Raw genomic sequence first — 14323 nt, 5'->3', positions numbered from 1 at the left:
ACAATACTGCTGTAAGATTCAATCGAGCTACTTACCTTAACTTATGTAACTGCGGGACTTCTGGACGAGTGATTGGATAATGAGAATTCGGAGCCTTATCCGCCCATTCGAAGTCAGTAGCCTAATTTTCATTCATCGCTGACAATCAGTCGCATTGTCCTTGCACGGGCGATTCAATACCAGAGCTACGATGCATTAGGCGGGACATGAGCGAGCGATGTGCGTTACCCACCGTGCTCCCACTGTCCCCACAACTACGGCAACGCAAACGCCACGTATCGATCTCCCGACTTTGTTTTGAGTTTACCGCCCCCGCAGGCAATCACCACGTATTGCTTACCATTGACAGCGTACGTACTTGGCGAAGCATACCCGGCAGCGGGCAGTTTGGCGCGCCAGAGTTCACGGCCCGATTGGCGGTCGAAAGCCCGAATCAGTTCGTCGCGGGAGGACGCGATGAACAGCAACCCACCCGCCGTGACGGCCGGAGCACCATAGTTGTCGGTGCCCGTCGGGGGCAGGCCCTTCGCCACCAGTTCGGGGTACTCGCCCAGCGGCACTTGCCAACGGTGCTCGCCCGTATTCAGGTCGATCGCCGTCAGCGTACCCCAGGGTGGGCGGCTCACAGGATACCCGGCCCGGTCGTACCAGCGGGTAAACCCGGTATGGTGATAGGGCGCAGTGTTCAGCCCCGCCTTGCTGGCGACAGACGTCGTCCTGCCGAACAAATAATCCACAATGGCCTTCCGCTCGGTTTCCTTCAGGTGGGTGAAAGCAGGCATCATACCCTGCCCTTTGGCCAGAACCTGGGCTACGGACGTCTCGTTGCGTTTTTGGGAAATGCTGGTCAGGGCCGGATAGGTGCCATCGTGACTGCCTTCGCGGTTTTGGCCGTGGCAGGCAGCACAGTGGGTTTGGTAAAGTTGGCTACCGGTACGATCAACGGGCGGTGCTGACAACGAACTAGCTTGCGTCGGAACCAGCGCCATCGTGACCGGAATTTGCTTGGCCGGAACGTACATAATACCGGCTTCGTCTACCGCGGCCCCACCCCACTGTGCGCCACCATCGGTACCGGGAAAAAACACGGTCCGGTTGGGACTCAGTGGCAGGGGAATAAACTCCTTACCTGTTTGCCAGCGCCGGAGCTGGGCCACGATCGTGTCGCGGTCGGTGACAAAATCGTTAATATCGCTTTCCAAAAACGATTGCCGGGTAAACGGCGCGGGTTTCAGGGGAATCGGTTGAGTGGGCCAGGCTTTTTCTCCCGGAACGCTGGAAGCGGGCATAGGACGTTCTTCGATCGGAAACAGCGGTTTACCCGTGACCCGGTCGAAAACAAACAGGAAGCCTTGTTTTGATAGAACCGAAACGGCATCCACCTTTTTGCCGCCATGAATGACGGTGAATAAATTAGGCGGAGCCGGAATATCGCGATCCCATATGTCGTGGTGGATTGTCTGGAAATGCCAAAGCCGCTTGCCCGTGGCCGCATCGAGAGCGATAAGGCTGTTGCCGAACAGGTTCTGGCCAGGCCGAGTACTGCCGTATAAATCGAATGCCGCCGTCCCAGTAGGCACGTAAACAATGCCGCGCTGGCGGTCGATGGCCATGCCCATCCAGTTGTTGGCTCCACCGAAGTTACGGTAGCCGTCTTTAGGCCAGGTATCGGCTCCGTACTCACCGGAGTGTGGAATGGTGTGGAACGTCCAGACGAGCCGCCCCGTATGCAGATCATAGGCGCGCACGTCGCCGGGCAGGGCCGGGGCAATCTCCGACACCCGGTGGCCCATGATGAGCAGATTTTTATACACTACGCCGGGCGTATTGCTCACCACGTACTCGTCGGCTCCGGGCCGGGCGAGGCCCTCTTTTAAGTTGATTTTCCCGCCCTTGCCAAAACTGGCTACTGGTTTTCCCGTTCGGGCGTCGAGGGCGTAAAGCAGCGACCCATAGGCAAAAAAAATGCGGGCCTCCCGCCCATCAGTCCAGTAGGTAACGCCCCGGCTATTCATGGCAAAGGTATCGTCGGTGAAGGCCGTTTTCCAGAGCTCTTTGCCCGTGGCCGCGTCGAGGGCAAAGGCCTGCGACCCCGCTGAAACCCCGTATAGGACGCCGTCGATGATAAGCGGGTTGCACTGAATCTGGGTGTTGTTTTTCAGCGTATCGACTCCGCCCGACGCATATTCCCAGGCGACCTGTAAACCTGCCACGTTGCCGGAATTTAGCTGCGTAAGGGGCGAAAAATGGTTACGATCAGGACCGCCGTTGTATTCAGGCCAGTCAGTATTGACGGGTTGATGAGTGAGGCTGAGCAGGCCAACGGTCAGGAGCAAGGCGGGGTAGGTGAACTGTTTCATGAGCAAGGGTAGCGGAATAGACAGATAGACACAAAATGACTGAACGTTGCGGTAACCAGGGGGTTTCCAGGGTAAACCTCCCCTGTTGTTAGGTTCGCTATGCCCTGTATCGAGTCTATAAACAAGAAGTTCAGCGCTGACTTGGGCCGCCTGTTAAAAAGGCCAATTGGCTAATTTCTACCTTTCTGGTGTTCAACGGTCCGACCAAGGCGGAACCATAAGACTCAATTTTTACTTGCTGATTCTTGTAATCTGACGCAATGGATAGTTTAGCCCCAATCGATCAACAAAAAACGCTGGCCTCAAAGAGACCAGCGTTTGGTTATTTCCACATGATGTTCAACATTACCTATTGTCCATATAAAGATAGACCTACAAGGGAACGGCCATGTTAAGATCAGATTATAATAAATAACCTATCGTAATACACCCGGTTTATTCCGGAAGCATTGCTTTATCGAATGCCCCACCCGCTATGGGGTCGAAGAAAGGCCACAAGGCAACTGTTGTCAGATAGATGAGCCGTATGGGTATGACTTGATCTTCTTTTTCCGGATGCGGCATCTGCCGAATATAAGGTGGCATAGCTACGACATAGTAACTGGGCTCGTCGTCGATCTCACTAAAAAGTAGCTTGTGTTTCGTGCCGTAGTCATACGTATCGTCGAATATTGTTGCCCGGTCAACCCAGGTGTCATGCCCGACCTGGGTAGCACGCCGTCGATTAACATCAGTATAGAGCATATAGCGAATTATGGCCTTGGGCTCGATAGGGTCTACTTCACTTTCTATATTTGACATTTGCTATTTATATATTTCATTTAAAATATAAAGATAACTGAAAAAACAATATTTTTTTCTCAATACTCAAATTAAATAAATATAAATTAACAACGTCAGCTATTTGTCTATCAGATGTTTAGTAATTTTCTTGACAAGAACTTAAACGCCTTGTTTAAGTAGTTAATTGAACCGGAAGGTGTCATTTATAGCTTTTCGAAAAAAAGTTTGATTGGAATAAATCCGCCTTCCCCAATGCCCCGTATATATGTGCGGATAAAAAGAGGAAGGTTTTCACCGGCCTGCGCTTAGTAGGCCGGCTGATTTTTTTGCTTCTGTCGGCCCGCTTCTTCTCTGGTTCCCCACTGGCCTTTCTCTAACAACCCTTCTTACCTGTGTCCGCCACTTACACCCCTGGCGCTTTGGACAAATTCCTTTCCAGTTATTGATGCCAACGTCAAGTGATCGCCAGCTGTACGCTGTATTTATGTACTTAGTGCTAGTATGCACTTTACACACAAAAAACCCTAGCGATGCCAGGGTTTTACAACGAACGGGATATCCTATTGACTACAAACCTTGTAGAATATCCCAATCAACAAGGCACTCAATAATTCAGTCGTCTTTTTGAACAGCCTATTTGCTGGTATACCAGGGGCCATTTACGACGTGATATTGGGCATTTCATCCCAGTCGTCAAATAGACCGATATACCTTCCAAGTCATTATCTACGCGCTCTATAAACCGGCGATTGACCAGATATCGCCGGTGCAGGCGAACAAACCAGTTGGTTGGTAATTTAGCTTCAAATGATTTTAACGTGTAAGGAACCAACAGACGACGTCCATCCGCCCAATGCAGCCATGTGTAGCTTGTTTCACCCTCCAAATGCACCAAATCAGCTATAGGTATCCATTGAGTGCCCGCATTCGCGGTATATACCCGCAAAGGTGGCCAGGAAAGTAGATCAGCAGCAATCGCTGGTTCAGAATCAGCATAAAAAGCCATATAGAGTAGTAGTTATACCAGGTGTGGGAAAGCTTTTATTAATAAAACAACCTATAATTACCCATCCATCAGTGTTGCCCGACTATGCCTATATACGCTAGTCGGATCAATACCTGAACTTCAGGGCGGCAAAGACAACTTCTTTCGTATCGTTACCTTGGTAGCCGAATTTTCCTGCTCAAATAATGAGGTACCTGAACTGGCCAATACGCTGGAACTTCGCCATCCAACTGCGGTTTTACGAAGCGAAAAACCGGCTCTACAGACTCGACCCGGCCTTTGTAGTCAATGTGGGGCAAAAAGGAGTAGCTCGTTAATTCGATAGAATCGACCTTGTCCAGATGAAAAATTTCCCATCTACTGGGCGTCGTGTAGTTCGGAACAGTATCCCGGCAATAGCCATACAGGACCGGTCCCTGCGTAACCCGGTGAAGGCCCATTAGGTAGGGCTCTACGGTGCGCCATGTATTTTCTAGCCTGATCTGAACAACTTGCTGCCCCCTAATAGCCGCATCGAGGGTTTTGGAAACAATGTCGTCTTCTGGAATATCCATAATCAGAGAGGTATGAGTTGTGGGAGAAGCAGGAAAAAAGCAATCAATTCGTTGCATAATCTGTGCCAATTATAACAATTTATATCAATATGTTAATTTATCGACAAAATTTTACACGTACTCCAATGTACTAGCGCAAAATAGGCTATCCCACAGGCGTGGTAACGACCTGATTACTACAAAAAGAAATGTATAGTATACCGTTTTTCAATCCCGAAAGCATAACCATATACGCAAGAGCAAGTAGCCTAGATTGTAACCAACAGCTATCCGTTGCCAACCATCTCGCTGACCGTCCACATACTTGTACTAGACAAGTATAATCATATATACGTAGTAGGCTTCTGACGCGATTGACCGATTAATCAATAAATGATAAGATTTTGTTTTACTGAATTCAGCTAAAATGCCCCTCATAGTGGCTATTCAATGAATCGGCCTGTGCTCCTCCGAAAATTAACCGTAACGACTTATCTGCAGACTAGCTCGTCTTTCATTCTGATGAGTTTCACATTTGCCGGAAAAAATATAACTCTACTGATCTTATAAAGAATTATTCTAAATAACTCTTGGTCGTACATGACAGGAACTTTATATTTGAAGCTACTTATAATTAATCTAAATAAATGAGACTTCGTTATACTCTCTACTTTTGTTTACTAGCGTTATTGGTCATTCCGGGCACTCCTCTATTTGCTCAAAATCATGGATCCATTACAGGTGTTGTTAAAACCAGCGATGGAACAGCTGCTTCATTCGTTAACGTTGGCTTTAAAGAGATCCGTAAAGGCACGGTTACAGCCGAAGACGGATCTTTCCGTTTGACGGGTATCAATAAGGGTATTTACACGTTACGCGTAACGTTCGTGGGCCTGCAAACGCAAGAGAAAACGATTTCCGTACAAGCAGGAGAAACAACTAACGTTGATTTCACATTGGCAGAAAACACGGATCAACTCAATGAAGTCGAGGTTACGGCTACCAACAAAGCCGTAACCATGGGTAAAGCCAACCTGTCTCCACTAGACATGCCCCAGATGACGGGCGTTGTTAGCAGCGTTGTCATCGAAGATCAACAGATATCGCGCCTTGGCGATGCCCTCAAAAATGTGAGTGGCGTTTCGTTAACGCAGCAGCGGGGCGGTGTGGCTGAAACATTCTCGGCCCGTGGGTACAGCATCGGAATCGCTGGTGCAGGCGGTAACATTTTCAAAAACGGGGTCATCACCAACACAATGGGTTTCCCCGAGGCCAGTACGCTGGAGTCGGTAGAGGTCCTGAAAGGCAGTTCATCCCTTTTATACGGTAACGTGTCTGGCGGCCTGATCGTAAACATGGTTACCAAAAAACCAAAATTTAATTTTGGCGGTGAGGTGTCCATGCGTGCGGGCAGCTATAGCCTATACAAACCCGTCGTCGATGTATATGGTCCGCTGGCGAAAAATCTGGCATTTCGGGTTGTTGGCACCTATGAGGATGCCAAAAGCTACCGGGATGTCGTGAAAACCAACCGCGTTTATGTCAATCCGTCTCTGCTCTACAAGCTTGGCCAGAAGACAACGATTCTGCTGCAGGGCGATTACCTGAAATCGAATCTAACGCCCGACAACGGCATCGGCTCTCTGAATCTCAATCAGGATGCTCTAATTCCGGATGTTCCCCGTTCTCGGTTTATCAACACAACCTGGGCCTATAATAATCTGAAACAAACCACGGGATCACTCAACCTCGATCATGCGTTCAACAACAACTGGAAACTGACCTTCATTGCTTCCGCACAAGGCACGAAGGTAACGGCTTACGGAGCGGGCGTACCCAACAACAATGTAGCGGCCAATGGCGACTGGAGTCGTTCGCTGAGCCGGACACAAACGGCAGAAAACGACTACACGGGCCAGGCTAACCTCAATGGTCGGTTTACGACGGGCTCGATTGGCCACCAACTTTTGGTAGGTTCTGACCTGGTTGGTATTGTTAGCGAAACCAATACGTTTACCATCACCAGCAATGGCGTTGCGGTAACGACCTACGATAAGATCAATATTCTTGACCCAACTAAGTTCGAAACTCGTTCCGACATTCCGGACGCAAGGGCTATCTCCCGGACAACGTCGCCGTCAACCCGATTGGGTTTTTATGCCCAGGATCTGGTTAGTCTGACCGAAAAAGTCAAGGTATTGGTTGGCCTACGCTGGTCACAACAAAGAACCATTCAGACGACCATTCTTAATCTGAACACGCAAGTTGAGACGAGAGGAACGGCCGAAACAAAAACCGATGCGGCTCTGTCGCCAAAGGTGGCGCTGATCTACCAGCCCACCAAAACAACATCATTCTTTGGTAGTTACGCCAATAATTTCACCATCAATTCGGGAGTTGATATCACGGGACAGCTACTGAAACCATCGATTGTTGACCAGTATGAAGTGGGCGTGAAGAATGAGTTTTTGGGCGGACGGCTCACGGCCAATGTTGGGCTCTACCACATCGTCAACAGCGATCTGGCGCAAATGGCGTTGTTTAAAGCGGATGGTTCCTCAAATACGGACGCAAACGTGAAAGAGTTTACGGGACAGACAACCAGTGATGGTCTGGAAGTTGATTTGACCGGTACCCTGTCGAAAAACCTATACTTCATTACGGGCTACGGCTACAATTACATGCGGTATACGAAAACATCGCAGGCAAGGGGGTCATTCATTGAAGGCGAACGCCTGACCAATAACCCGGCGCATACGGGCAATTTCACTCTTTTCTACACCGTCGATCGGTCGGTATTACGGGGCCTTAAACTGGGGGCGTCAGCTTTCTATACCGGTGCCCGATACGGGGGCAACAACAACACCTATGGCCAAACACCGGAATTTAGCCGCCTGATTCCATTAACTGGCTTTGCTACCTTTGACCTGTCGGCGGGATACACGTATCAGAAAATTTCATTGCTGACGAAAGTTTCGAACATCACCAATGAATTGAATTACCTGATTCACGACCGTTATAGCATTATGCCGATTCCACCCCGGCAATTCGTGGCAACACTTTCCTATCGTTTCTAAACCAGGTCGCTCGAGTCGACTAGTGCTCTAGAACGCACTGAAATCGAAAAAGCCGTGACTCCCGAACAGGATCACGGCTTTTTCACGTTCTTTGTCCGTATGTTTCAAATCCGTCATCTGGCTGCTCACATCGAAGCACTGGCCCCCCTCGCCTATCAGGAATCTTATGATAATGTCGGCCTGCTGGTCGGTGATCCCAACACGATCATTACGGGTGTTCTGGTGACGCTGGATGTGACTGAGGCCGTGGTCGACGAAGCCATTGCTAAAGGCTGTAATGTCATTGTCGCGCACCACCCGGTCGTGTTTAGAGGCCTGAAAAAACTGACCGGTAAAACCTACGTAGAACGGACTGTCATTAAAGCAATTAAACACGATATTGCCCTTTACGCGGCCCACACCAACCTCGATAATGTAGCCGGGGGCGTTAATTTTAAAATTGCCGAGACGTTGACCCTACAAAATGTCAGGATACTGTCTCCCAAAAGCCAGGTCCTGACCAAGCTGGTAACGTTTGTTCCTGTAGCGGCTACCCAGACTGTACTGGATGCTCTTTATGAAGCCGGGGCCGGGCAAGTGGGCGAGTATAAAAACTGCAGTTTTCGTGTTTCGGGGACCGGCACCTTTCAAGCCTCCGAAAAGGCCCGGCCCACCGTTGGCCATGCAGGCGAATACCACGAAGAAGCCGAAAATCGTGTTGAAGTGATTGTTCCTACCCATCAGCAGGGACAGTTACTCACGGCCTTACGCCGGGCGCATCCGTATGAAGAAGTAGCGTATTACCTCACTGGCCTCGATAACCAGCATCAGGAAGTGGGCTCAGGCGCTGTGGGTGATCTGCCCGAGCCACTGGAGGGAAACGCGTGGCTTTCTTATTTGAAAGAGCACATGCGCCTGAACATGATTCGGTATACGCTCCTCCCCGACCGACCCATCAGCCGCATAGCGGTATGTGGTGGCGTGGGAAGTTTCCTGTTACCCGACGCCATACGAGCAGGAGCCGATGTTTTTGTGACGGCCGATTATAAATATCACGAATTTTTTGATGCCGAAAACCGCATCAGCATATGCGATATTGGCCATTACGAAAGCGAAGTCTTCACCAAAGACTTAATTAGCGGGCATTTAGCAAAAAAATTCACTACTTTTGCGGTAATTTTATCGGAAACGGACACGAATCCGGTTCGATACTTCATATAGCACTAACTACATTCCGAATGGAACTGACGATTGCGCAAAAATTAGACGCTCTTCTGAAACTGCAATCCCTTGATTCTCAATTAGACGAACTCATCAAAATTCGTGGTGGCCTGCCCGAAGAAGTCCGTGATCTTGAAGACGATATCGCTGGCTTTGAAACCCGGATTGGCAAGTTTCAGAGTGAAATCAAGACCCTGGAAGAAGAAATTGAACGCAATCGCGTGGCAAAAAAAGACGCTGAAAAACTGATCACCAAGTACAAGGATCAGCAGATGAACGTCCGAAACAACCGCGAATTCGACGCCATTTCTAAAGAAATCGAACTCCAGTCGCTTGAGATCGAGTTGGTTGAAAAACGGGCCAACGAAGCTCAATTTCGGGTTCGGGGTAAAGAAGAAGAAATCAAAACGACCCAGGCAGCTCTCAACGAACGGAAAGAAGACCTGAAAGCCAAACGGCAGGAACTTGACCAGATCACTTCGGAAAGCCAGGAAGAAGAAAAGGACATCATCAGACAACGCGATGAGCAGGCGACGACCATCGAACCGCGTCTGTTGAATTCCTACAAGAAAATTCGCGGTAATGCCCTCAACGGCTTAGCGGTGGTCATGGTGAAACGCGGTGCCTGTGGCGGTTGCTTCAATGTAGTACCTCCCCAGCGCCAGGCAGACATTAAAGACAAAAAGAAAATCATCGTCTGCGAACACTGCGGCCGGATTTTCGCCGATGTCGAAGGTGTCCCCGAACCAGCGCCAACAGGCCGTGGCCGGTAGAGAAGCGCTGACCAACACGTCGTGTAGTCTTATGAAACATTTTTTTGCAACGGCACCGGGTTTTTACCCGGTGTTTTTGTTTTTATTCCTGCCGATGCTGGCTGGTGCTCAGGACTTTAACTGGACGCCCGGCCTGCAGCGCGCCTATGCCGATCTGCAAAAACTCGACGTTCAGTCCGTCCAGACTTTATTAGCTTCGGAGTCGCCGGGGAATGGCGTTCGTATTTTTGTTGATGATTACGCAGACATGCTTCGGCTCGTCACCTCTGACGATGAGCAATTGTATTCAGCCATCAGTGACCGGGAAAATGAGCGGCTTGATGCGCTGAAGACGTTAGACGCTAATTCGCCCTGGCAGCGGATATTGCAGGCTGAAGTTCGGCTTCACTGGGCGTTCATTAAGTTAAAGTTTGGCAAGGAAGTGAGCGCCAGTTGGGATGTGATTCGAGCCTATAAGTTACTGGCTGATAACCAAAAACGCTTTCCGGCTTTTCTGCCCACCTACAAATCGCTCGGAACGTTGCATGTCATGATTGGCTCTGTACCCGATAATTATACCTGGGTTGCCAGCCTGTTGGGGTTACACGGCAACGTTCGGCAGGGACAGCAGGAATTAGTACGGGCTCAGCAAGACATGACTTTTGGCCTCGAAGCCCGACTGATCGATCTGATGGTCCGCGCTTATGTGCTGAACTTCAATAGTGCAGACGGTCAAACGTTGAAGCAGTTGGTAAACGACCACCCCAATAACCTGTTGCTTCATTTTTTTGGGGCTACGATCGAGCAGAAGAACGGCCACAGCGAACAGGCGCTGGCTTATTTATCAGCCCGGCCAGTCGGAAAAAATTACCTGCCGCTCCCAATCATTGACAATATTATGGGGGACATTTTCCTACAGAAAGGTGATTATTCAACCGCAACGTCTCATTTTCAGCACTTTCTGACAATGTACAAAGGGCGCAATTTCCTGAAGGACTCATACTACAAACTGTTTCTGTGCGCCTGGTTAGCCAATAAGGCCGAAGCCATTACTCTTCCCCTGCTGAGAAAAGTGACGACGGTTGGTCGCACAACGGTTGAGTCGGATAAAGCCGCGCAAACGTTCGCGGAAGCGTATTTGCAGAAAGGTGGTACTGTAAATCAGAAAATACTGATGCGCGCTCGCCTGGCCTCTGATGGCGGTTTTACGGATAGTGCGCTGGCCTATTTACGCCCTTATACCGAAGCCGCTTTTCCACTGACGGTCGAAAAAGCAGAGTACAATTATCGGATGGGGCGCATTTTTCAACGCCGGAACGATAACGATGCGGCTATCCCCTATTTGAACCGGGCCCTCGTCCTGAGCGAACCGGACCAGCTTTCTTTCGGAGCAACAGCGGCTTTACAACTGGGCTATATTTACCAACACAAAAACGACCGCGCCCAAGCACGGTCATTTTTTCAGAAAGCCCTGCGTTTCAAACGCCATGAGTATAAGAACAGCATAGACAATAAGGCGCGGGCCGCGCTGAGCCAGCTATAATGAGACTTGATGCCAAAGCCATTCCATTATTATCAATCAAGCGAAACCTTTTTCAAACCAAACTAGTTGATATAACAACGTAATTTATAGCACACGATGACGTTCGTAAAAGAACAAGAACTTCAGGCTAGGTTTGCTGAACGAATGGGCACCCAGGCTATTTTTATGGTTAGCCATGTGAGTCATTTACTGGCACGTAAGGCAAATCGGGAACTGGCCCGATTGGGTTTTACTCTACAGATCGAACAGTTTCCGATTTTGTTTATAGCGTACTTTTCGGGCGAAGATCTTTTGTCACAGCAGGAGATCGCTAACTTTTTGCAGAAGGATAAATCGGGCATACAACGCTCGATCCGCACATTAGAACGGGATGGCTACCTCCGGATAGTTCCTGATAGTGATGATCGGCGCAAAAATCTGGTTCGCTTGACACCCGCTGGAAAAATGATTATTGAACAGGCTTTGAATACAACGGAGACAATAGATCATGAGGTAATGAGTCAACTGACTACCGACGAACGCGAGACATTCGCCAGAATAACCCGGAAGATTGCAGGTTTATTAGAAAAATAATTTTTTATTTTATTAGTTGATATATCTACAGTAGACAGATCAACGATTGGATTTATGAAACGATTAATTGCACTTGGCTTAGTTTTCACGCTGGCATCAGCAGGTTTAGGGTGGGCACAGGCGCAGCCTCAGGTGCCAGCCCCGGCAAACTTTCGGCTGAAAGATTGCATTGATTACGGGCTCAAAAATTTTGGCAGCATCCGCATTGCTCAATATCAGATCGAAACCGCTGACCAACAAGCCCGTCAGGCACTGGGTCAATATTTACCGCAGGTGAGCGCCACGGGAACGTCGACCAATAATATCAAACTCCAGCAGAGTGTTATTCCGGCCGGGGTATTTGGTCCCGAGCCACAAGTATTCATTATCGGCCAAAAGTTCCAGACGAACCTAACTGCTCAGGCTACGCAGACGATCTTCGACCGATCTCTGCTGATCGGCATCAAGGCGAATAAACCCAACCAGCAGTTGGCGGCCCTGAATACCCGCCAAACGCAGGAGGATGTTATTTATAATATTGCCACTAACTATTACCAGGTTTTTGTGGCCCAGCAGCAGATCGGTTTGCTGCGCGACAACCTCGAGCGGACCCAGCAGGTCTTGAACATCTTGAAACTACAGCGCGACAATGGTGTTATTCAGCCCGTCGATTATACACGTACGGAAGTCAGTTACAACAGTACCCAGTCGCAGTTAACGCTGGCTGAGAACGACCTGAACCTGGCTATGAATCGGTTGAAATACCAGATGGGTATGCCGCAGGAACAGACGCTGGTCCTGTCCGACTCGACGTTACTAACGCAATTGCCTTCGCTGGAACAGGGCGAATTTTCGGCGGCCAATCTGGTTTCGTTCCAACAGGCCGAAACCAATATTCAGTTACAGGATTTACAGTTGCAACGCATTCGGGCGGGTTACCTACCTGCGCTAAGTTTGACCGCTAACTACGGTACGGTAAACCTGGGAGCGCAAACTATCGATAAACTGTTTACCAACTTCGTGGGTTTCGGTAGTTTTGGCCTCCGGCTGAACGTCCCCATTTTCGACGGGTTTCAGCGCGACGCTCAGATAAAGCAACAACGGCTGACGCTGTTAACTCAGAAAGAGCAGCAGAAATTAAACGTGTCGGCCTACCGGCTTCAGTTCAACAATGCTCAGTCGCAGATTCAGCGGGCACAAATCAGCGTGCAGAACGATGATCGCAATGTGAAGCTGGCGCAGGAAGTGTACAACATCACAACGCTACAGTACAAGCAGGGAACCAAGCTGTTATCTGACGTCATCAACGCAGACAACTCCTACCGGGAAGCCCGGACCAATTACATCAATTCCCTCATCAATCTGTACCAGGCACGGCTAGACCTCGAACAATCGCAGGGTAAACTGCTTGCTTTCTACAACCAACTTTGATCAATACAACCGACCAATAGATCATGAAAAAGACAACGCTAATCGTCGTCGCAGCCTTAGTAGCCATTACCGCTTTGATTGGCTTCCGCCTGTCATCGAACAAGAAAAAGATCGATGAGCAGAAGAAGCCCGTCGTTCAAACCAACGTGGCGATTCCGGTAACCGTTGCCCCTGTCGAAGAAGGCACCGTCAGCCAGCAGCTCGTCAAAACGGGAAATCTGATTCCTTACAAGGAGGCCGACATTATTGCGACAACAGCGGGTAAAGTAACGAAAGTCAATTTTAACCTGGGTTCGTCGGTCAGGCAGGGATCTACGCTGGTTGAACTGGACAACCGGCTTAAAGAACTGTCGCTGGAAGCCACGCAGCTTTCCATTGACCGACTGAAGAAAGATGTAACGCGGTATAACACGCTTCTGGCCGGTAATGCCACAACGGAAATCCAGGTAAATGAAACCAAGTACAACTACGAAAACGCCGTCAATCAGGCTGAGCAAATCAGAAAGCAAATAGCCGATGCAAACGTGAAAGCCCCTATTGGCGGACGGATCGTGCAGAAAGACATTGAGCCGGGCGAGTACATTACCGTCGGTAAAGTATTAGGGCAGGTACTGGATGTTGATCGGTTGAAAGTACAGGTCCCCGTCAATGAAAGTGACGTGTACGGACTGCGCGAAGGCCAGACGGTTAAGGTGTCGGCGGATGTATTTCCGGGCCGGACGTTCAACGGACGGGTGTCTTACATTGCACCCCAGGGCAGCGATGAACACAACTATCCGGTTGAGATCACCATCGACAAAGCCAATGGGCTGAAAGCGGGTACGTTCGTCAACGTCGATTTCTCGCAGAAATCCAACCAGAAAGCCCTTCAGATTCCCCGTTCGGCCCTGGTAGAAAGCATCAAAAATCCCTACGTATTCGTCGTGAATAACAACGTAGCCGTTCGTCGTACCATAACGATAGGCCGGGACTTTGGCGATTCGATTGAAGTACTCGGCGGCCTGAAGGCTGGTGATCAGGTGGTTACCACCGGTCAATTGAACCTGAGTGACGGAAAACCGGTACAAATCACAAAATAATTACCCG

Annotated in this window: 11 protein-coding genes; 7 read left to right on the top strand and 4 right to left on the bottom strand. The window is 49.4% G+C overall.

Going from position 1 to position 14323, the window contains the following annotated elements:
* Positions 1-254 precede the first annotated feature (254 nt).
* The 4 genes from ACYU8Y_RS01415 to ACYU8Y_RS01400 all read right to left on the bottom strand — a co-directional run bounded on the left by ACYU8Y_RS01415 (position 255) and on the right by ACYU8Y_RS01400 (position 4703).
* On the bottom strand, positions 255-2360 hold the full coding sequence (locus ACYU8Y_RS01415; RefSeq protein ID WP_460933429.1) for an outer membrane protein assembly factor BamB family protein: 2106 nt from the start codon (positions 2358-2360) through the stop codon (positions 255-257).
* 435 nt (positions 2361-2795) lie between these two features.
* Entirely contained in the window at positions 2796-3161 is a 366-nt protein-coding gene (locus tag ACYU8Y_RS01410) for a hypothetical protein (RefSeq protein ID WP_460933427.1), read from the bottom strand.
* A 586-nt stretch (positions 3162-3747) separates the two neighbouring features.
* Positions 3748-4149: a LytR/AlgR family response regulator transcription factor gene (locus ACYU8Y_RS01405; RefSeq protein ID WP_460933426.1), complete on the bottom strand. Its 402-nt coding sequence runs from the start codon at positions 4147-4149 to the stop codon at positions 3748-3750.
* A gap of 152 nt (positions 4150-4301) precedes the next feature.
* Positions 4302-4703 carry a hypothetical protein gene (locus ACYU8Y_RS01400; RefSeq protein WP_460933424.1) on the bottom strand — a complete coding sequence of 134 codons (402 nt, stop codon included), beginning with the start codon at positions 4701-4703 and terminating at the stop codon, positions 4302-4304.
* 626 nt (positions 4704-5329) lie between these two features.
* Between ACYU8Y_RS01400 and ACYU8Y_RS01395 the strand changes: the two genes are divergently transcribed.
* The 7 genes from ACYU8Y_RS01395 to ACYU8Y_RS01365 all read left to right on the top strand — a co-directional run bounded on the left by ACYU8Y_RS01395 (position 5330) and on the right by ACYU8Y_RS01365 (position 14316).
* The gene (locus ACYU8Y_RS01395) at positions 5330-7759 is read left to right on the top strand and encodes a TonB-dependent siderophore receptor (protein WP_460933422.1); all 2430 of its coding nucleotides are present in this window, start codon (positions 5330-5332) and stop codon (positions 7757-7759) included.
* 99 nt (positions 7760-7858) lie between these two features.
* Complete coding sequence (locus tag ACYU8Y_RS01390) at positions 7859-8959, top strand: Nif3-like dinuclear metal center hexameric protein (RefSeq protein WP_460933420.1); 1101 nt, start codon at positions 7859-7861, stop codon at positions 8957-8959.
* Between the two features lie 17 nt (positions 8960-8976).
* The gene (locus ACYU8Y_RS01385; protein WP_460933418.1) at positions 8977-9732 is read left to right on the top strand and encodes a zinc ribbon domain-containing protein; all 756 of its coding nucleotides are present in this window, start codon (positions 8977-8979) and stop codon (positions 9730-9732) included.
* 31 nt (positions 9733-9763) lie between these two features.
* Positions 9764-11254 (top strand): tetratricopeptide repeat protein, encoded by a 1491-nt coding sequence (locus ACYU8Y_RS01380; protein ID WP_460933416.1) that lies wholly within the window; start codon positions 9764-9766, stop codon positions 11252-11254.
* A 96-nt stretch (positions 11255-11350) separates the two neighbouring features.
* Positions 11351-11827, top strand: a complete 477-nt coding sequence (locus ACYU8Y_RS01375) for a MarR family winged helix-turn-helix transcriptional regulator (RefSeq protein ID WP_460933415.1) — start codon at positions 11351-11353, stop codon at positions 11825-11827.
* 54 nt (positions 11828-11881) lie between these two features.
* Positions 11882-13237, top strand: a complete 1356-nt coding sequence (locus tag ACYU8Y_RS01370) for a TolC family protein (RefSeq protein ID WP_460933413.1) — start codon at positions 11882-11884, stop codon at positions 13235-13237.
* Between the two features lie 23 nt (positions 13238-13260).
* The gene (locus ACYU8Y_RS01365) at positions 13261-14316 is read left to right on the top strand and encodes an efflux RND transporter periplasmic adaptor subunit (protein WP_460933411.1); all 1056 of its coding nucleotides are present in this window, start codon (positions 13261-13263) and stop codon (positions 14314-14316) included.
* Positions 14317-14323 lie beyond the last annotated feature (7 nt).

Source organism: Spirosoma humi (assembly GCF_054776575.1).
Note: the sequence above shows the minus strand (reverse complement) of the source record. Positions and strands in the feature narration are given on the sequence as shown.